This is a genomic window from Planococcus plakortidis, from assembly GCF_001687605.2.
Classification (GTDB): Bacteria; Bacillota; Bacilli; order Bacillales_A; family Planococcaceae; genus Planococcus; species Planococcus plakortidis.
In genome coordinates, this window is sequence record NZ_CP016539.2 from 2,271,564 (window position 1) to 2,291,371 (window position 19,808).

Genomic DNA, 19,808 nt, shown 5'->3' on the forward strand with positions numbered 1-19,808 from the left:
AAGTCTTCTCTTTACCGATTCCATACCCTTCTGGAAAATAAACTAACTATCCGTGCAGAAAACGCCATAACTGCATACCAAAAAGGATGGAAATGCCCCTTTCCATCCTTCTCTCCAAAACGGCGCGATTATTGCTCTTGCATCATCATTTGATAGTGGATGTAATCAAAGAAATGCAGTTCACCCGGCAATTCCTCTCCTGCCAATGACTCCGCACGCTGCACTGCCTGTTTTGAAAATTCCGCTTGGCCGATGCGCTCGAAATACTGCCATACGTAATAATAGACCGCAAGTGATTCATAGTCGACAGCGGGCTTTCCGGTCTTCCGGTCATATCGCCCGGCCAATTGGCCACGGCTCTCCCACTCTTCAACTAGCCAGCTCTCGAATTCAGGTGATTCGAGGCCCTGGTCAAAGCGATTGGCCGCTATCAATAATTGGTCGATCATATGGACTTCGCCGCTTTTCCTATAGGTGTTCTCATCAAAATCATAATACTCCGGGAAAAAAACTTCAGCTTCCCCTGTCTCCAATATTCCGAACGATTCGGGAAGCACTGTCAATTCCTCGATCAAGTAACTGAGCGTAATCCGGTTCCCCGCGAGCTCATAGGACCAGTCGTAATAATCGACCGCAGTTCCTTGCTGATGCTGCCGATCCTCGATCGCAGACATGATCTGGCGGGAGAGTTCCAAATAACCAGGGTCATCAAATTGCCGGGCCGCACCTTCCAAGGCAGCGGCAATGCGCACATCATCAATCAATGCATTCACATTTGCTTCCTCATACAGGCGCCAAGGGATAAATATTTGCCCCCCTGTTTCGACCAGGAAGCGATTCTTCAATACCGCTGCCTGTTCCGCGAATTCGCCTTCATCTTCCACTTGAAGCAAGTATTCCATATACAGGCCGAGGCTTTCCGACAAATATTCAGATTTCCGGTTATCCGGATAGGCATGGATGACGCCCTCATCATTCATATAATGGGAATTGATTGTTTCCTGTACGGTCGTCCCTTGTCCGTTGACCATTCCGCATCCTCCTACGCCCAAGCTTCCCATGACCGATAATGCCAATATTTTGAGTCCGTTTAATCGCTTCAACTGAGTAAGCTCCCCATTTCACCGACTGTAGTAATTGCCGTTTTTTTGATTTCATATCGTGCAGGTTCGCTGGTTTCATCCATTATTTGTTCAAGCCGCTTCACTAAAGCCTGCACCGAATCTTCCCCTGTCCCCTTGATCAGCACATACACGGCCCCGTTCCTGCTTGTCACGAGATCCCGCTGACGGACGATCGACAAGAGGGCTGCCCGCTCCAATTCCGAAATCTGTGCAGGGCAATCGACGAAAGGCGTGACTTCCATCAGCCATGTGCGTTCCTTGCGTTTGCTTGTTTTCAACATCCACAAAGCCTGTTCGACAAATTCCTGTAATTCCAGCGCACGCAGTTCCCCGTGTTTTTGCAACAGGGATTGGCGTTGTTCTTCCAATCGCATCGTTTCCTCTTCCAATGACTTTAGTTGTTCAGAAACAGCCCAAAGTGAAAATTGAAAAACCGATAACAGGAAATAGGTTCCGATCGATGTCAATGCATCAGCCGGCTCCTGGACAGCCCGCCCAAGCGCTGCGATCAGCACCAGAAACAGAAAAGCCGGAAGCCATTTCCTGGGCAATAATAAGATGAAAGGGACAGAAAGGAACGCAGCCGCTACAGCTTGTTCATACAACGGCCAACGGAAATAAAGCAGTGCCACACCTGAGAGCAATGTTAGCGATATTAAAAATGGTAAAATTTTAACTTTATTCATTATATTATCTTCCCTGTAAAATAATTGGTAAAAACTCAAAAAGATATTGAGTTTTATTACCAAAATCATCTTACACCAGCTCGGACAAAAAAACTATGGGGCAGAGAAATTCTCTGCCCCTGGTTTTATTAGCCACCCCGCATCATTGTTTTCCCCAGAACTCACCGTCCGTTTTGCGTTTGCGGAATTTCTGTGCAATCGCAGCTACCGCGATGAGCAAGAAAATGGCAAGCGGGATGGAAGCCCACCAAAGATCTTTTGTCGTCTGGGCCACAAGCACGCTCATCGGTCGCGACACATTGATGTCCCCATCCGCAGTTTCCACCACCATCCCGTCCACTTCAGTTCTATGGTCCATTTCTTTCAAGTCGACCCATTCGTACTGATCGTATTTTTCCAATTTGATCATCACTTCATCGAATTTTTCGATCCCCAAGTATGGGTGATAGAAAAACGCCAAATAGCTGTCGCTGAACTGCGCAGCATAATCGGCTTGCTCAATCATTTCATCGACCGCCTTATCATTTTCCGGATCGATATAGCCCATCGTTTCCGGGATGACCTTCATCCCATGAAGGCCGGCGGGCGTGGATTCGTATAACGGGACAAACGTTCCATCGTAAGTACGGTCGGAAATCTGGATTTGGCCGACATACGTCGTGAAATATTTGGACAGCTCCTTATAGCCGGTTTGCGACATGGAATAATGGGGCGCTTCGAAAGCGATCGGATACAGTCCTTCAGCCGTCATTTCATAGACCCCGTTGACGATGGATTCGTAAATATGCTGTTGTTCGTATGGCAAACCGACGTTCCGGACGAAATCTTCATATTCTTCATCTGTAGCGAAATCCTCACGCAACTTCACTTCATCGGTATTCGACTGGAAAATCGGGCGGTCATTCTCCACATCCCAATATTCGAATCCTTCACCGGTTTCATCTTCCCTGTATTGATGGAGGTATCCGTGCTGAATCAGGCTGGCGCCATTTTTCTGCATTTCCTTCAAGACATCGACCAATTCGATCGCCTGGGATAAATGGATCCGCTGGCCGGTTTCCGGGTTCGTGTAGACCGGGACAACCGTCACCGCATATGGAATATTCCGCTCCGCCAAATAATCACCGACTTGCTTGACGAGCACCGGGTCGCTTCTCGGATGGATATCTTCCAGCCGAATTAGCTTTTTAGGTGGAGATTTTTCTTCATCGAAAAAGTCGAAAAGTGATTCCCCTACAATGTCACTGATTCTGCCGGTAATTGAGTTGACGGCAACATAATATAAAGTACCATTTTTAAATATCAGCGGATATGACCCATCTGCTGCTTGTCCTTCAAAAAGAACCTCCATCTGTTCCGTGCCATTGATGAGCATCATATCCTTGTCTTCCTTTAAATCGAACATTTTACCTTCTCCGCTAACGGCATCAATGTGCCGATAATCCCGGATGCTGAGATCAGGAGCTTCTTTGAAGTATTCAAAATAATTCCCAATGAACATTTTTTTCACGTCGTCGTATTGGTCGACAATGAACAATTCTTCTTCAGTCAGTTGCCGCTTCCCAAGCCCGAAGTATATGACATGCGTGTAATCACCTTTGACGTATTCTGCTGCAGCTTCTTCAATGGATTGTATGGTGATTTCAGAACTAAAATGCCCTGCCAGCATATCCAAAACCGGAACTTCTTCCTTTTGCGTCTGCTCTTCTGCATGGTAGAGGATCAATACTTTCGGCTCTTCACCCGATGTCCCGTCCGCTGCAGTGATTTGCCAGGGGCTTATGGCCAGAAAGGCGAGCAGCAATGCGAAAGACATGATTTGTTTCATCGACAGCGCCCCCTTCCTATTTCGATTCATCTTCCATCATGAGATGGTAATGGATGAAGTCGAAGAAATGCGTTTCGCCTTCACCGTTTTCTTCAATCATTTCAGTTGCGCGAACCTTCACTTCTTCAGCGGCTTCCTCTTCACCGATGATCAGAAAATATTCATTCATGAAAAAGTACATGGCCAGCGATTCATAAGTGACTGCCGGTTGCAGGGTCTCGCGGTCGTATCTTCCGTATAACCGGCCCTCTTCTTCCCATTCCGTTTTCAGCCATTCTTCAAAACGCCCTGACGATAACCCGATCCGCTCACGGTTGATCGCTATGAGCAATTGGTCGATCGGGTGGATGACATCGCCCTTTACGTATACTTCTTCCACAACATCAAAGTATTCCGGAAAGAATACTTCATCTGTGTCGACATTTTCCAGCACCCGGTCGGCGTTCATGTCTTTCGGGACATCATCGATCAAATAACTCAAAGTCACCCGTTGCGCGGGAAATTCCACTTCCCAGTCATAATAATCGACTGTGTAGCCGTTATTCGTCTGGATGCGGGAAATGGTTTCGATAATCCGGTCCGCAGTCTCTGAGTACTTAGGCTGGCCGAACAATCGGTCCGCCTCCCTGAGCGCAGCCGCAATCCGGATATCATCGATCAGCGCATTGACTGTCGCATCCTCAAAGATCAGCCAATTGATGAAGAAGTTGTCCCCTTCTTCGACGACAAATTCATCCATGAGATTTTCATATTGTTCGGCGAATTTCTCTTCATCTTCCATCATGACCAAATATTCCATGTACAAACCGATGCTCTCGGATAGGTATTGAGAATCGGGTGCCGATGGATAGGCATGGATAAACCCGTTTTCATCAAAATAAGCTTCCCCGAAATCCTCGGGCACCGCTTTTTGCTCCATCGGCTGTTGTTGTTCGTCTGGCGCCTCCTGTTCCTCAGGCTGTGGGGAGGGTTCGCTTGCTTCCTCGCTGCAGGCAGCGAGCATCATTACACCGATTACCGGCAAGAGCCATTCCATCATGAATCAACCCTCCCTTTGAAACGCTGGGTTTTGTCCCAGGCAATCGTTTTTTTGCGCAATTTGCTCCATGTGTAAGTTGCTACACTGCGGATCAGCAACAAGATGAACAATTGGGCGTAGGTGAAATACATGATCAATACATACAGCACATTGGTCAGCGAGACGTTCCGGTCAATGACGAGCGCGCTCAACAGCTGGGCAGTATAGACGATATAAGTCATAAACCACAGCATCATGAGCGGTGCTCCAATGTTCGGGATATCGACTCCAGAAATGCTCAAAATGAAGAAAATGTCCGAAATCAACAGCATCAGCACAAAAATCAGGTACGTGAAGAGATGCTGTAAGCTGAGCACGAAGGTTTTACCCTTCCAATGCGACCAATCCTTCACCGATTTCTCCAGGAGATACAAATTCCCCGTCAGCCAGCGCGTCCGTTGCTTGATGAACGCTTTCAAAGTTTCCGGCTCCTGCTCCCATGTGCGGGAAGTCGGGATGACCGGCAGGACGTAACCGGCAGCCGTCAGCCGGACCGTCAATTCTGCATCCTCAGCCAAGGCATATACGTCATACCCCCCAGCTTCTCGATGACCGAACGCCGCAACAGCATGTTTGTGCCAGCGAGTGACCCAAGTCTGAAAAGTGCCCATCGGCCACATTGCATGAGCAGCTGGAACACCTGGAATTCGAGTGCGATCATGCGGGTCAACACATTGGTATCGACGTTCTTCGTTTTGACATACCCGACAGCTCCGGCAGCGTTCTGCACTGTTTCGGCCGCCTGGACTAGTTTCTCCAAAGCATTAGGCTCGGGTTCATTGTCCGCGTCGTAGACGACAAAATAATCCGAATTCGTGACACTCAAACCGTAGTTGAGGACTCTTGATTTTCCTTTCGGATTACCGGGCGGCACGGGGATGTAATGGATACGGGAAAAGACTTCCGCGAATTCCTGGACGATGGCCGCTGTCCCATCCGTGGAACTGTCATCCAGAAGATAGATGTCGAGCTTGCCTTCGTATTTCAGGCGCGCCATGGCACGCAATGTATTTTCAATGACGATTTCCTCATTATGGGCAGGGATCAACACGGCCACGCTCGGGTAATGTTCGATTTTCGGCGGATTGCGGAACCGCAGCCGATACCAAACACCGCCGATCGTCACCGCGGAATAGAACAGCAGCAAAATCCAGAACAGGACGACTGTGGCTGTGATGAGTATGCTCATATCGCTTTACCCAAAGCACGTGACAATTCATTCAGATTGGACACCTGCTCCTTCCTGATTTCATACGGCGAATCGAGTAGATTCAATTCCTGTTTCACTTTGTAGCGATACCGCTCGAGCATTTGGCGCACGCCTTCTTCGTCTATATCCTTAAGCAGCAAGTAAATCGACTGGCCCGTCGAGGTCGCCAAGTCGAATTTCTGGCGGATCGTCGACAAAGTCGCCCGCTCCAGGGATTCCTTGATATTCTGCTGAGTGCGCTTGTTTTTCGTGTTGATCGTAATTTCCACGAACCATGCTTCTTCCTGGCGCCTTTCTGTCGTCTTGAGCACCCATTGCGCCTGTTCCGTGAACTCATTGACGGTTAGGATGTCCGTTTCGCCATGGTATTTTTGGAGAAGCTGCACTTGACGGCGCAATTCGCTCGCTTCGTAACCGATCTGCTTGATCTGGTTCAGCAATAGCCAAAAAGACAAGATGAAACCGGTGAACAGCAAATGGCTGTAGACATACATGAGCTCCAGGTCCGGCCGCTGCGTGAAGAAAAAGGCAAATACGGTCAAGAACACCCCATAGCTCAAAATGATGCTTATGCCGTACAGGAATACATAGCGTTCATGGATCAAGGTCATGAACAAGATGGATAGCCCTGCCACGATCAGCATTTCGGTGGAAAAAGGCAGAACCAGCGAGAATAACGCCCAACCGAATCCAAGCACCATCAAAATCAAAATCCCAAGCTTCAAATTGTTCTTCATTCCGCCCACCCCATCGCATAGGTTAAAATACCCGTTATTTATTTCAATATTATAAATATTGAAATATCATAAACCTATACTACTACAATCTGATTATTTAAACTAGTATAAAATGTATTGTCAGTAATAAAATCCTGTGATATTTTTAATTTAATAGGTATATATAATTATAAAAACTAAATATTCAGATATCAAATCATGTGCACTAAAAGGCATGGCTCCCCTTGTCTATAAACAATGAAAGCGCATACATATTTTTACATCCATTTCCTTATTTCACTGCGAAAAAAACTCCGGCAGTTTCCCTCCCCGCCATTACGCAGGTTCGATAGCCGGCAAAATAAAAAAACCGCCATTAAGGCAGCTTTTCATCTTAACTATAGGTACGTGTACATGACTGGATTGTCCATGTTCTTCCTTAAGCGCTTGAAACCGTTCTTCTTATAGTAGGCACGGATTTTTTTATTATAGGCTTCATCCTGTTTGGATGTATTCGTATAATAGCCCGGAATGACGACCAGCAATTCTACATCCAGAAAACGCAATTCATCAAGCATCTTCTGCCCGAATGATTCCCCGATGCCTTTATTGCGCTCTTCTTTGGCGACTTGCAGATCGTCAAACACTGCGACCAGGCCAAAGACATCATCGATATCGGGAATATGCTTAAGATCCCGGTAGACATCCCCCAAGCCTTCGGAGATATCTTCCGCATACATCGCCAACGATTCCAGCGAACTGCGCTGCGGATTGAACAGATAGAAATGGGCATCCCCGACTTGCGGCTGTTCTTCTTGCCCCTTCAGCGTGCAATCTGCCTTACATGCAAAGATTTCAGTCCCGGACCGCATCTCCATCCGGTAGTCGACGTGGATATCATCTTCTGTAATCATTGAATCTCCTCCTCCGCAATGTCTACCCTAGTGGATATAAATAAATTATGTCATTTGTTATCAGAAAATTCAATCACTTTCACAAACTATTCTTCCGCTTTATTTTCAGCCAGTTTATTTTCAAACAGGGCAAGTAACTGCGGTTTCAGTTCAGGGCGCTGCAGGGCGAATTCGATCGTCGTTTCGATAAACCCGTATTTCTCCCCCACATCGTAACGTTTGCCTTCAAACGCGAATGAGCGGACAGGGCGGATCGCATTCAGTTTTTCGATGGCATCGGTCAATTGGATTTCCCCGCCGGCCCCCGGCTCCTGCTCTGCCAGCAACCGGAAGATTTCGGGCGTCAGGACATAACGGCCCATAATGGCGAAATTGGACGGGGCATCCCCAGGGTCGGGCTTTTCGACAAAATGGTCGACCTTCATGAGCTGCCCGTCGGTTTCAGACGGGGCAATGATGCCGTAGCGATGGGTTTCATCATCGCTTATTTCCTTAACCCCGATGATGGGGCTTTCCGTTTTTTCGAACTGCTCGATTAGCTGCAGGAGCGCCGGCGGATCATTTTGGACGATATCATCCCCAAGCAGCACCGCAAACGGCTCATTACCGATAAAATGGCGCGCTGACCAGATGGCGTGGCCAAGCCCGAGCGGCTGTTTTTGGCGGATATAGTGGATTTCCACTTCCGAGGTCGCCAGCACCGAATCGAGCACATCGAGCTTCCCTTTTTCTTTCAGGATATGTTCGAGTTCGAAGGCATGATCGAAATGGTCTTCGATGGCACGCTTCCCTTTTCCCGTGACGATGATGATGCTTGTGATGCCCGACGCAATCGCTTCTTCGACGATATACTGGATCGTCGGCTTATCGACAATCGGCAGCATCTCTTTTGGCATCGCTTTGGTGGCCGGCAAAAACCGCGTGCCAAGCCCTGCCGCGGGGATGATCGCTTTTGTGATTTTCATGGCTTGTCTCACCTTTCCAATTGTAATCCTCTATCTGTGAGTATAGCACTGTTAATTGAAAGTGGATAAATCTCACTTAATTTTGAAACAATAAATATTTTTAATTGACTTAAGTCGTTATTAATTATATAGGCCTATTCCAAAAGGCTCATTTCAAGACTATACTATTCTAGATATTCCATTTATTACACATATAGGAGGATTCAAATGAAGGGCATGTTAACAATTATCACTTCCCTCTTGTTGGCCATCGTGATCGGGGCTGTCCCGGCGTTCGCTATTTCAGAGGATGACCGTGGCTTTAACCGCTTGTTGGCTGAGATCGGCTGGGAAAAAGCGGATTATATCGACTATCTGCACAGCAAAGGCTGGGCTCTGGATGATTTTTATTCTTCCGCAGAGCTCGGAACTCCGCTAACAGAAGATGGCATTGCAAAAGTATTGGATACATACGAATTGACGCGGGCTGAATTGAACAGTTTGCTAGAAGAATTCGGCTATGTAGACGCGGGTGTAGACGTATCGGATGGGGAATTCATCATTTTTACTGAAGAATTGGAAGACACAATCGACTTCTATTTGAACTATCAAGAAGATTGGACACCGATCACCGAAGCGAATTTAGCTATATTACTGGAGGAATTTGGATTCACTTCAAAAGATGAACTCGAAGACTTCCTTAACCTATTTGATGATTCACTCGAAAATTACGAGTATATCGAGGACTTGGAAAGCTCCATCCTGTTCTACCAGGAAGACTGGCTGTTCGATATGGATTTGGAAGGGATGTTCGCCGAATTCGGCTTGACCGAACAGGAACTCGAACGCCTTGCCGGGCATTTCGAAACGCTCGATTACACGAACCCGGAGTTCGAGGATCGCTTGATGGCACTCAGCGAGCGCATGATGGCGATCGAAGAATTCTCCACTGTGACCGAATTATCCGCCGAACAGATTGCGGAACTTTTGTCGATCTACGACGAATTCATGGGTATTTTTGAAATGGAAGCCAAATATTATTTCGTTAAAGGCGATGAGAAAAAGGAGATGAACGTGCAATCCCTCATTTCCCTCGAGTCGACGGACGGCTACGACCTCTTGATCGAGCTGTACAATCTGCAAGGCGATTTCTTGGCGAACATCCTGTTGACGGCTGATATGTTCGGGTCAGACTTGATCATCGACACCGGCAAAGAACTGGAAGAAAGCACACCGACAGTCATTCCGCCACCTAAAAAGTCCCTGGACAATACGGATCAAACCGTTAAAGGTGGAAAATTGCCGAAAACGGCCAGTGATTTCGCGCAAAACGCAGCTGTCGGACTCGGCTTTATCGCATTCGGCGCTTTGTTGTTCAGACGCATTCGGGTAAAACCAGCCGCATGAACAAAAAGAAAACGTCCTGGCTGATAGGAGTCCTGGCAACCGGAATGATCATCTTCGGCTTATGGCTCAGCGGAACGCAAGCAGCGATTTTTGTAAAAGGGTATCTGCTCTATAAAGCGGATTCCGTCACTGCAGAGGATTTTGCCCCGAAGCTGCAGACGACAGACGCCGAGGTTTCCTTGCCGGATGCCGAGCCCGCTCAGTATCCTGCAGCCCCAGTCGAAGAACCAGCGGAAACGGCCCAGCTACCGAAAGGCATAGACTATCCGTCAGATCCTGAAATCGGTGACTTGATGGGGGAACTGATCATTCCGGAACTGGGCGCAAGTTTACCGATCATCCACGGCACCGATGAAGACGAACTCGAAAAAGGCGTCGGCCATTATGCCGGAAGCGTCCTTCCGGGACAATCGGACAACTCCGTCCTGTCGGGGCATCGGGATACCGTATTCCGGGAGCTCGGCAAAGTCGGAAAAGGCGATGAACTGATCGTCACGACCGCTGAGGGAACATTCACTTACCGCGTCCGCCAAGTGCGCATTGTTGACGAAGACGACCGTACCGTCATCGTCCCGAAACCGCGGGCGACTTTGACCGTCTCCACTTGCTACCCGTTCGACTTTGTCGGCTATGCGCCTGACCGCTACATTCTCGTAGCCGATCTCGTCTCGAGCAGCTAACCGAAAGACCGCAGCCTCCCCGGTCTTTTTGCATGCAAAAAAGCCCTGAATGCACATTCAGGGCTTTTCAGAGTGTTGAACAAATCTATGAACAGCTATAAATTAAAGCGAAAATTGTTTTTCTACATTTTATAAATCAAAGGTCTATCTAAGTATTTGGAGAAGCGTTTGATCGGAAAACATTCTGCTCAATAATGCTAGGCATTACTTCGCAAAGATAAGGTCTCCCGTAGGTCGATCTTATCTTTCCTGCGGGAATAGCGGGTTTGAGAGACCCCACAGGCAATGAATGAGCGAAGCTATGCTGAGCCTATTCATTTGCGACGCATCTGCTGGCAGATGTGGGAGCAAGCGGGTTTTCTGCGATGCTCGAACGTAGCGAGAGTTGAGCACAAGGGTTTTCGGTAGCGACCGAGGAGGCTCGATTCCCGCCCGCGGAAAGCGATCAATAAGCTTCGGAAAATACAATTTCATAACTTTCTCGACAGCCTGAAAAGCCCTGAATGGAAATTCAGGGCTTTTCATTATTCCACGTTGACGATATCGGAAATATAGAAGAATCCGTAATCGTCCATGACGATCGTATAGACTTTCGTGCGTTCCTGCACTGACCAATTGCCTTCTGCGTCCTTGAACTCAAATGCTTCTTCTGTGTAGACAAGTGCATGGTCTTCCTTGATCTCAATATTCGTGATATCGAGTTTAGTGAAGATATGCTCCATGTTTTTGCCGGCGATCTGATCGATGTATTCAATCATGCTATTGTAGATATCGCTTTGATAGACCAGCAAGTTCTGGACATAATAGAAATCTTCTTCCTGCAAGGCCAGCTCGTAGAACTCCTGATAGCTCACGACAAATTCCGTTAACGATTCTTCGGTGAATTCGTGTGTCGTGCTGTAATCGAATTCGTAATCCTCGTCTTCGTAGTTGCTGTCGAAGTCATCATAGACAGGGAAAATCTCGGCGACCGCTTCACGGCTCATCGGATTTTTCGCCCATGCATCCAACTGGTCATACATGGAGTAAAGCGGAATGGAGAACCCGATTGAATCCCCTTCCGGGAACAATAGCGAGTTGATGCCGATGACTTTTCCAGTCCCTGCATCCAGGAGTGGCCCCCCGCTCGACCCAGGCGCCAGCGCTGCATCGATTTGGTAAATGTTCTCATACGTGAATTCCTGGTAGAAGTCACGGTCGATGCCTGTCAAGTAACCCATCGAAGCGGTATTTTCAAAACCGGACGGGCTGCCGAGTGCGATCACTTCCGTGCCAACGTCGGTCGCTGCCATCTCCACTTCCAATGGTTCGATGCCAGTCAATGCCTCCACATGAATCAAGGCGATGTCGGATTCAGCAGAAATCCCGACAACGGTTCCTTCATGGTCCTGGCCATTGATATTGCGCACGATTACATCGGTATACCCTGACACAACGTGGGCGTTCGTTACGACCATGCCGGTTTCCGTAAACAAGAATCCGGAACCTTGGCCGCCCTCAGTCAGAATGGTATAGACTCGTGATTGCGCGTCTTTGATGACGGCTGTCTTGTCTTTTTTCTTGGGTTCCACTTTTTCTTCCTGGTCGGAAGGATGAGTAATATTTTCCGCTTTTGTCACAGTGCCTTCTACCGGTTCTTCAGAAGACACTTGCGTTTCCGGCTCTTCAACCGGCATTTCTTCTTCTGCCGGCTCTGCTTCCACCGGCTCTTCCTCTGGCACTTCTTCAGAAGCTTCGGTATCTTCCTGCGGCAATGCCACTTCCGGTTCTTCCTCGCCCAGTAACTGCCCTAAGCCAAATCCAAGCCCCAATAATACGGCCAACAACACAAGCGCATACACGAACTTATTGCGCTTCGGTTTGCGTTGCTTCCTTGTGGCAAGTGGCGCTCCGCAATTATCACAGAACTTTGCAGACCCATCGTTCATCGTGCCACATTTTGTGCATTTCATAGCTGTACCTCCTGCCGGACATAAATCATCCCCGAATTTTCTTCATTATAAACCTTAGAACGCCAAACCTCCACCTTAGGTTGCCTTTGTAATATTTTGTCCTCAATTGGTAATAAATTTCAATATTCAGAACAGCTTTTTTTAGGACTTTGTATACATAAGAAATGCTTGACGCCTTGATTTCATTCATTTCGCCGAAATTCAAACAATATTGGCGTCTCGTTCTTTCGGGAATTGAATTTGAACTGACCGGGTAGGAAGTTTGAACTTATCGATTATCATTTAAAGTTCGGCCCAGCAGTTTCTTTCTGCCTGTGGTGTCCGCTGCTGAATTCGGCAGCGAGCCGGATAGCCGATGCATCTTTGGCGCATTTGGAGGCAGAGGTGGGACCTCCCTTTTAGGGCATAATAAAAAGCAATGCCTCAGCATCGCTTCCCGTATAAGCATTCAATTCACTTCCATCGATTCATCTGACGTCGATTCCGGTGACCGTTTCCTGCAGTTCCAGGACATCGCCGAATAATTCCGCATCCGCTTCCCCGCTTGCTTTCGCTTGTTCGTTCACACGTTGCAGCAATTCATCCAACTGGCCTTGGATTTCCTGATACTCATCGATCGTCAATGTTTCTTTACTGTCTACCTGCTGTTCCAGCTGTTCTAATTCTTGTTCCACGCCGCCCGGGCCGAGGCGTTCGATTACTACCCGCCCGGGCTCATGCTTTTTGGCGTACTGTGCATTCTCGTTCGCTAAAGCGAGGGGGGCGAAATGCGCCATGAATACCAGTCCAAAAGCGAATGCAGAAAGTGAGAGGTCCAGAGCAGAAATCTTCAAATGATCTTCCTCCTTCGAATGGGTCTGCTTTCACTAATAGGCTAACCGATTTCTGCGCTTCCGTAACCCTTTTGCCCACAGTCTTCATCAACACTTAACAATCTTTACAGTATGTGCCCGGCGCAAAGAAAAAAACCGCTTCATCAGCGGCTTTTCTTTATCTACAATCTGCGCGGGTCATGCGCCCATTATATGGCAGGCGTTTTTGCTGCTCCAGGTCACGTTCGCGGTTCTCGACCTTCGCCGCAATGATGCCGAGCAAAGTGCCGAATGCAGCGCCTGCAAATACTTCAATCGGCTGGTGGCCGAGCAGCTCCTTCAATTCCTTATCGCGCTCCACGAATTCAAAACTTGGGAACTCTCCGGAAATTTTTGTGAAGCTGTCCTCGAGGTCGTTGACCAGGCGCGCAATCTCACCGGTGTGGCGGCGTATCCCTTGTGCATCGTACATGACGATCGCGCCGAAGACGACAGCGAGTGCCGTTTCCGTATGGCGCGCCCCTTTATTCGATGCGACATATGCTGCGAGTGCCGATACCCCTGCCGAGTGGGAACTTGGCATGCCGCCGGTCGTGAAGGCTTGCTGCCAATCCCATTTTCCTGCCACCACTTTATGCGTGACGATTTTCAATCCTTGCGCAATGCCGATCGCCCCGAGTGAGGTGATCATTCCACGATTCATTTTTCTCATCTTTTCATCCTCCAATACAGTAGCTGCTGCGGCTCGTGCCGCCCGATAATCCCCTTTACCCTGAAACTATTGAAGATATGTAAGGGCAGGAAATATTTTTGGAGGAAATGATCGAAACAGGAATATTGCGCCTCATTTCAACTGCAGGTCGACTTCGAATTTCACATCAGGTGTCACCGCGCCTTTGCTGCCGAAGATTGAATAGGCTGGATACACAGGAAGCAAGCTTCTTGTCGGGGATGGCACCGAGTTCGCGGCAGTCAATAAGATGGGCGCATCTTTTTTTGCAGCCAGCACCGACCCTGCTAAAGCATCCGGAAAGTTCGTTCCGGTTGCGATAAAGGCTTTCTGTTTCCCCATCGGAAAGTTCTGGTTGATCAATTTGCCGGTATCATAGCGGCTCGTGCCTCCATAGCGCTTGGCGCCCGGCAATTGCGCCATGACGGCATCGCTGATTGCGCCGGTCCCCCCGGTGACGATCGTCGAGGTTTTTCCGGACAAAGCGCTTTTCGTCTCAACGGGCAACGTGCCTGTACGCGTCAGCAAAATCGGGATGCCATTTTTCGCCGCATAAGGGGAGATCGAAAGGACATCCGGGAAATTCTGGCCGCTGGAGACGACTGCCCGGTTACCCGGGATTTTTTCTGCGATCAAGGCAGCTGTATCGTAGCGATTTTTACCGCCGATGCGCTCGACATCAGCCACTAGCTGGCGCACTTGCATTTCAACAGTGGCCGACAGCGCCCCGCCGCTGCCGAGAAGAATGGCTTTACCGGGCTTCAACCGGCGAATTTCAGCGGCGGTTGCCGGATGGAGGCTATCGCCTTTCGTCAGCAGGATCGGCGCATTTTCCTGATAGGCAAGCGGGCCTCCCGCCAATGCATCCGGAAAGTCAGCGCCTGTCGCAATGACGACTGTCGAAGCAGCATTCCATCCCGCTTTGGAAATGGCCACCGCCGTATCGTAGCGGGTCTGCCCGGCCAGCCGGTTCGACCAATGGCTGGCATCGAGAGTGAGCGCACGGTCGATATTCAAGCGGCCATGGCCGTAGTAAACATCTTTCCCGGTTGTCCCGAGATCTTTCGCGGTCAGCATCAAGCGACCCGCGATATCCGTATTGCTGAGTTTCGGTTCATTCGCTTTCAACAGGGCAGCAGCGCCCGAGACGATCGGGGTCGACATGGAAGTCCCGTCCATGCCGCCGAATGACTTATCAGGAAAAATGGAAAAAACGCCAGAACCCGGTGCGGCGATGTCGATCGTTTTGCCATAATTCGAAAATGCCGAACGCTTGTCTGCAGCATCGGTGGACGCGACCGACACCACTTCTTTATAGGCTGCCGGATAATAAGGGGAACTGATGCCGTCGTTTCCGGCTGCGGCTATGACGAGGACGTTTCTCGAATGCGCATATTCCACGGCCTCCCTCAATACATTTGTATCGGCATAGGCAACGAGGCTCATGTTGATGATGTCGGCCCCCTTATCGACCGCATGATACACGCCAGCGGCCACATCCGAGATAAAGCCATCCTCACCATCGAACACATCGATCGGCATGATGCTCGTCGACGGCGCCACTCCCACACCAAATAATTCATCGTCCATGTTGCCGGCGATCAGCCCTGCAACATGTGTCCCGTGAAATTCCACGCTCACATTCCCGCTTCCGGTGATGACATTGAACGGGGACACGATGCGCCCTTTCAGATCCGGATGCAGCAAATCAAATCCATCATCGATTACCGCCACAAGCACGTCCTTGTTTCCTGTCGTTTTATCCCAGGCCGCTTCTGAACCGATCAGACGATGATGGTATTGATACCCCGCATAATATGGGTCGCCAGGGATCACGGCCAATTCCACACGCCCGTCCGGTTCCACGTATGCAATATCGCCTTGCCCCGAAAGTTCCGCCATAAACGATTCCAGATTTTCGCCCTCCGGCACGTCGATCGTGACGATTTGGCCGCTTCCTGCAGTTGCTGTCGTGACATCCCCCGCAGCAGCCGCCCCTTCCATCACGCCTTGTTTCTGCAGTTTAACGATGACCCGCTCTGCAGTTTTTCCCATCGATCCCTGCGCTTGTGCCGTTGTGCCAATACCGATCAGAGAAAGGGCTAATGTCATAGCCGCCAATGCCGTAGTTGTCTTTTTCATGGTCATTCTCCTCACCATCCCCCGTAGTCTTTCCACACTATATTTTCTGATAATTCAAATAGATATTTTACGAAAAGTATACGTTCTTTCGAGATAAATGCCTAGACTATGTAAAAATTCTTTTGGATTTCAATAAAAAATGGATATTATTCTCTACCCTCTAAAACCTGATGTTTAGCACTAATGACATGATTTTTGTAAATTTAATCAAAAAAATAACTCCCTATCAAATGAATGACAGGGAGCATCCCGGTGAATCGTGACTTATTTACTTAGTTCAGATACCGCAGTTGGAATAACCGCTTCATGGAGAAGGATTTCCAATTCTTCCATATAACGTGCCTTCTGTTGTGCCGTCCAGTTGAATACGCCTGCCATATATGCAGCAGCGGCTTCTTTATGGGCATGCACCCATTCGATATCAAAATACAATGCGCCTGTACGGCGGATGAAGAAATCGACTGGCTTGCAGACAGCTTCCGATTCGATGCCATAGCGCAGCATCGCATAGACGAGCGGGTCGAGATCAAGCTCGGCGGCATCAGTCAATCCATCGGTATAATGGCGCAGCACTTGGTCGACATTCGCACCGTAGCGGTTGACGAGCAATTCCATTGCATCCGCTGTAATGCCGAATTCGGATGCCCGTTTCATGCGGTCGGCCTTGAACGTTTTAAACCCTTTGGAACCGCCGACTTCACCGCCGGAAAGCGCCATTTTCTTCGTCGATACTTTCTTGAAGGAAACGCCATATTCCGCTTGAAGCTGCTCAGTGACCAAGTCCATGATGCTTTCGCCCATTTTACGGTAACCGGTGAGCTTGCCCCCAGCAATCGAAATCAAGCCGGAATCCGATACGAAAATTTCATCCTTGCGGGAAATCTCGGATGGGTCTTTTCCTTCTTCATGGATGAGCGGGCGCAGCCCTGCCCAGCTGGATTCGATGTCCGCAGCCGTGATCGCCACATCCGGGAACATGAAATTGACAGCTTTTAGGACGTAGTCACGGTCTTCGGTTGTCATCGTCGGGTGCGCGATGTCCTGTTTGTAGACCGTATCGGTCGTGCCTACGTAAACTTTGCCCTGGCGCGGGATGGCGAATGCCATGCGGCCATCCGGCATGTCGAAATAGATCGCCTGCTTGAGCGGGAATCGTGCCTGGTCGAACACCAAATGGATCCCTTTCGTCAGCTGCAAAGTCTTGCCTTTTTTCGAGTTGTCTTCTTCGCGCAAGGTATCGACCCATGGGCCTGCCGCGTTGACGATTCTTTTCGCGAAAATCTCGTGGATGGTGCCGTCAAGCTGGTCTTCCGCTACCACGCCGACTACTTTGCCGTTGTCGTAAAGGAACCCTTTCACTTTTACGTAGTTCAGCGCAAGCGTTCCTTTTTCGACCGCTTTTTTCATCACTTCAATCGTCAGGCGCGCATCATCCGTCTTGTATTCAACGTAGTAGCCAGCGCCTTTCAACCCTTGCTGTTTCACGAGCGGCTCGCGGCGGCTCGCTTCTTCGCGCGAGAACATCTGGCGGCGTTCACTTCTTTTGACGCCTGCCAGGAAATCGTAGACGCGTAGGCCGATGTTCGTGCTGAGTGGCCCGAATGTGCCGCCTTTATGGAACGGCAGCATCATCCATTCAGGAGTTGTCACATGAGGCCCGTTTTCGTAGACGATTTCGCGTTCTTTGCCGACTTCCGCGACCATCTTCACTTCAAATTGCTTCAAGTAGCGCAATCCGCCGTGCACGAGTTTCGTCGAACGGCTCGAAGTCCCTGCCGCGAAATCCTGCATTTCCAGGACGACTGCGCGGACGCCGCGTGCTGCAGCGTCCAACGCGATGCCAGCTCCTGTGATCCCGCCGCCGATGATCAACACATCGAGCGGGGCTTGTTTCATCTGTCCATAAGTTTCTGTACGTTTGAGGCTTGAGAATTTCATTCTTAACCGACTCCTTATCCAATATTTTCCATATTAAAAAGAGAGACCCGTACACAGCCGCAGATTTGCATCTGCTGTACTGGCATGGTCTCTCCTCGTCTCCGGCCATTTATCTCTCGAATGATTAACTTGTATGTTTAGTTGACAGGCTTGAATGTACGAGTCGCGGCTACCGCATTCTGCCAGCCCGTGTAAAGGCGCTCGCTCGTTTCATCGGACATTTCCGGCTCGTAGGTTTTATCGAGCTGCCATTGTGTGGCAATCTCGTCCTTGTCTTTCCAGAATCCTGTAGCAAGGCCCGCCAAGTAAGCAGCGCCGAGTGCCGTCGTTTCCTGGATGCGCGGGCGTTCAACAGGCACATGGAGCAAATCCGACTGGAATTGCATCAGCATGTCGTTGCCGACTGCGCCCCCATCGACGCGCAAAGTCTTCAATTCAATCCCTGCATCTTCTATCATAACATCTACAACGTCTTTTGTCTGATATGCGAGCGCTTCAAGTGTCGCACGGATGAAATGGGCTTTCGTCGTGCCGCGTGTCAGACCGAATACTGCGCCCCTTGCATCGGTGTCCCAATACGGCGTACCGAGCCCGACAAATGCCGGTACCATGTAGACACCGTCAGTCGAATCCACTTGTTTCGCATAATCTTCGCTCTCAGGCGCTGTCTCGATGACCTGCAGCCCATCACGCAGCCATTGGATGGCAGACCCTGCCACGAAAATGCTGCCTTCGAGTGCGTATTCGACTTTCCCATCGACGCCCCAGGCAAGCGTCGTGAGCAATCCGTGTTCCGATTCCACCGCTTTTTCACCGGTATTCATCAGCATGAAGCAGCCTGTGCCGTATGTGTTTTTCGCCATGCCTTTTTCGAAGCAGGCCTGGCCGAACAAGGCTGCCTGCTGGTCGCCGGCAATTCCCGCGATCGGCACTTCATGGCCGAAGAAATGATAACTGACGGTATGCGCATAGATCTCAGATGATTGGCGCACTTCCGGCAGCATGCTCTTCGGCACGGTCAGGATGTCGAGCAACTCATCGTCCCACTCAAGATCATGGATATTGTACATAAGTGTACGGGAAGCATTGCTGTAATCCGTGATATGCGTCGTGCCGCCAGACAAACGGTAAACGAGCCACGTATCGATCGTCCCGAACATCAAATCGCCATTATCCGCTTTTTCCCTTGCCCCTTCGACATTGTCGAGGATCCATTTCACTTTTGTGCCTGAGAAATAAGCATCGATCAGAAGGCCGGTCTTCTTACGGAATGTATCGTTCAAGCCCTGGTCTTTCAATTCGTTGCAGATGCCATCCGTCTGGCGTGATTGCCAGACGATCGCTTTATAGATCGGCTTGCCGGTATTGCGGTCCCAGACGACAGTCGTCTCGCGCTGATTGGTGATGCCGATGCCCGAGATCTCGGATGGGTCGACGTCTGTCTTGCGCAATACTTCTGCGATACACGCAAGGACCGAAGTCCAAATTTCATTGGCGTCATGTTCGACCCAGCCCGGTTTCGGGAAAAATTGCTGGAACTCCTGTTGGCCGGTGCCGACAATCTCGCCTGCATGATTCAACAGGACCGCCCGTGAACTCGTTGTCCCTTGGTCGATCGATAAAATATATTTTTTACTCACTGGAATC

The 19,808-nt window shown here is 49.5% G+C and carries 15 protein-coding genes and 1 pseudogene; 2 read left to right on the forward strand and 14 right to left on the reverse strand.

What is annotated here, in order from left to right; genetic code table 11:
- Positions 1 to 128: 128 nt before the first annotated feature.
- The 8 genes and pseudogenes from BBI15_RS11485 to galU all read right to left on the reverse strand — a co-directional run bounded on the left by BBI15_RS11485 (position 129) and on the right by galU (position 8,521).
- Positions 129 to 1,031: a hypothetical protein gene (locus BBI15_RS11485; RefSeq protein WP_068869687.1), complete on the reverse strand. Its 903-nt coding sequence runs from the start codon at positions 1,029 to 1,031 to the stop codon at positions 129 to 131.
- A 68-nt stretch (positions 1,032 to 1,099) separates the two neighbouring features.
- Complete coding sequence (locus tag BBI15_RS11490) at positions 1,100 to 1,810, reverse strand: hypothetical protein (protein ID WP_068869688.1); 711 nt, start codon at positions 1,808 to 1,810, stop codon at positions 1,100 to 1,102.
- A gap of 142 nt (positions 1,811 to 1,952) precedes the next feature.
- Positions 1,953 to 3,638 carry a polysaccharide deacetylase family protein gene (locus tag BBI15_RS11495; RefSeq protein ID WP_068869689.1) on the reverse strand — a complete coding sequence of 562 codons (1,686 nt, stop codon included), beginning with the start codon at positions 3,636 to 3,638 and terminating at the stop codon, positions 1,953 to 1,955.
- A gap of 16 nt (positions 3,639 to 3,654) precedes the next feature.
- A complete protein-coding gene (locus tag BBI15_RS11500) occupies positions 3,655 to 4,677 on the reverse strand; it encodes a hypothetical protein (RefSeq protein WP_068869690.1) in 1,023 nt (340 codons plus the stop codon).
- A pseudogene (locus BBI15_RS16810) lies at positions 4,674 to 5,905 on the reverse strand (glycosyltransferase family 2 protein). The gene BBI15_RS11500 and the pseudogene BBI15_RS16810 overlap by 4 nt, the downstream one beginning before the upstream one ends.
- On the reverse strand, positions 5,902 to 6,663 hold the full coding sequence (locus BBI15_RS11510; protein WP_068869691.1) for a hypothetical protein: 762 nt from the start codon (positions 6,661 to 6,663) through the stop codon (positions 5,902 to 5,904). Before BBI15_RS11510 ends, BBI15_RS16810 begins: the two are co-directional and overlap by 4 nt.
- Positions 6,664 to 7,040: 377 nt before the next feature.
- Positions 7,041 to 7,556: a hypothetical protein gene (locus tag BBI15_RS11515; protein ID WP_068869692.1), complete on the reverse strand. Its 516-nt coding sequence runs from the start codon at positions 7,554 to 7,556 to the stop codon at positions 7,041 to 7,043.
- An 86-nt stretch (positions 7,557 to 7,642) separates the two neighbouring features.
- Positions 7,643 to 8,521 carry a UTP--glucose-1-phosphate uridylyltransferase GalU gene (galU, locus tag BBI15_RS11520; protein WP_068869693.1) on the reverse strand — a complete coding sequence of 293 codons (879 nt, stop codon included), beginning with the start codon at positions 8,519 to 8,521 and terminating at the stop codon, positions 7,643 to 7,645.
- A gap of 207 nt (positions 8,522 to 8,728) precedes the next feature.
- Here galU and BBI15_RS11525 point away from each other — a divergent pair, with 207 nt between their 5' ends.
- Positions 8,729 to 9,907 (forward strand): processed acidic surface protein, encoded by a 1,179-nt coding sequence (locus BBI15_RS11525; protein WP_068869694.1) that lies wholly within the window; start codon positions 8,729 to 8,731, stop codon positions 9,905 to 9,907.
- Positions 9,904 to 10,587, forward strand: a complete 684-nt coding sequence (locus BBI15_RS11530) for a class D sortase (protein ID WP_068869695.1) — start codon at positions 9,904 to 9,906, stop codon at positions 10,585 to 10,587. The genes BBI15_RS11525 and BBI15_RS11530 overlap by 4 nt, the downstream gene beginning before the upstream one ends.
- Positions 10,588 to 11,111: 524 nt before the next feature.
- On the opposite strand, the gene BBI15_RS11535 is transcribed toward BBI15_RS11530, so the two are convergent.
- From BBI15_RS11535 to glpK, 6 genes are all read right to left on the reverse strand, one after another.
- Complete coding sequence (locus BBI15_RS11535; protein WP_068869696.1) at positions 11,112 to 12,539, reverse strand: trypsin-like peptidase domain-containing protein; 1,428 nt, start codon at positions 12,537 to 12,539, stop codon at positions 11,112 to 11,114.
- A gap of 467 nt (positions 12,540 to 13,006) precedes the next feature.
- Positions 13,007 to 13,372: a hypothetical protein gene (locus BBI15_RS11540; RefSeq protein WP_068869697.1), complete on the reverse strand. Its 366-nt coding sequence runs from the start codon at positions 13,370 to 13,372 to the stop codon at positions 13,007 to 13,009.
- Positions 13,373 to 13,529: 157 nt separating this feature from the next.
- A complete protein-coding gene (locus tag BBI15_RS11545; RefSeq protein WP_068869698.1) occupies positions 13,530 to 14,063 on the reverse strand; it encodes a divergent PAP2 family protein in 534 nt (177 codons plus the stop codon).
- 132 nt (positions 14,064 to 14,195) lie between these two features.
- Positions 14,196 to 16,223: a cell wall-binding repeat-containing protein gene (locus BBI15_RS11550; protein WP_068869699.1), complete on the reverse strand. Its 2,028-nt coding sequence runs from the start codon at positions 16,221 to 16,223 to the stop codon at positions 14,196 to 14,198.
- 264 nt (positions 16,224 to 16,487) lie between these two features.
- A complete protein-coding gene (locus BBI15_RS11555) occupies positions 16,488 to 18,161 on the reverse strand; it encodes a glycerol-3-phosphate dehydrogenase/oxidase (protein ID WP_068869700.1) in 1,674 nt (557 codons plus the stop codon).
- Positions 18,162 to 18,298: 137 nt separating this feature from the next.
- Positions 18,299 to 19,801, reverse strand: a complete 1,503-nt coding sequence (gene glpK, locus BBI15_RS11560) for a glycerol kinase GlpK (protein ID WP_068869701.1) — start codon at positions 19,799 to 19,801, stop codon at positions 18,299 to 18,301.
- Between the last annotated feature and the right edge of the window lie 7 nt (positions 19,802 to 19,808).

Bases quoted from the DNA above. Each gene is read 5' to 3' on its own strand.
- BBI15_RS11485 (WP_068869687.1), bottom strand. From the start codon at position 1,031: ATGGTCAACGGACAAGGGACGACCGTACAGGAAACAATCAATTCCCAT.
- BBI15_RS11490 (WP_068869688.1), bottom strand. From the start codon at position 1,810: ATGAATAAAGTTAAAATTTTACCATTTTTAATATCGCTAACATTGCTC.
- BBI15_RS11495 (WP_068869689.1), bottom strand. From the start codon at position 3,638: ATGAAACAAATCATGTCTTTCGCATTGCTGCTCGCCTTTCTGGCCATA.
- BBI15_RS11500 (WP_068869690.1), bottom strand. From the start codon at position 4,677: ATGATGGAATGGCTCTTGCCGGTAATCGGTGTAATGATGCTCGCTGCC.
- BBI15_RS11510 (WP_068869691.1), bottom strand. From the start codon at position 6,663: ATGAAGAACAATTTGAAGCTTGGGATTTTGATTTTGATGGTGCTTGGA.
- BBI15_RS11515 (WP_068869692.1), bottom strand. From the start codon at position 7,556: ATGATTACAGAAGATGATATCCACGTCGACTACCGGATGGAGATGCGG.
- galU (WP_068869693.1), bottom strand. From the start codon at position 8,521: ATGAAAATCACAAAAGCGATCATCCCCGCGGCAGGGCTTGGCACGCGG.
- BBI15_RS11525 (WP_068869694.1), top strand. From the start codon at position 8,729: ATGAAGGGCATGTTAACAATTATCACTTCCCTCTTGTTGGCCATCGTG.
- BBI15_RS11530 (WP_068869695.1), top strand. From the start codon at position 9,904: ATGAACAAAAAGAAAACGTCCTGGCTGATAGGAGTCCTGGCAACCGGA.
- BBI15_RS11535 (WP_068869696.1), bottom strand. From the start codon at position 12,539: ATGAAATGCACAAAATGTGGCACGATGAACGATGGGTCTGCAAAGTTC.
- BBI15_RS11545 (WP_068869698.1), bottom strand. From the start codon at position 14,063: ATGAGAAAAATGAATCGTGGAATGATCACCTCACTCGGGGCGATCGGC.
- BBI15_RS11550 (WP_068869699.1), bottom strand. From the start codon at position 16,223: ATGAAAAAGACAACTACGGCATTGGCGGCTATGACATTAGCCCTTTCT.
- BBI15_RS11555 (WP_068869700.1), bottom strand. From the start codon at position 18,161: ATGAAATTCTCAAGCCTCAAACGTACAGAAACTTATGGACAGATGAAA.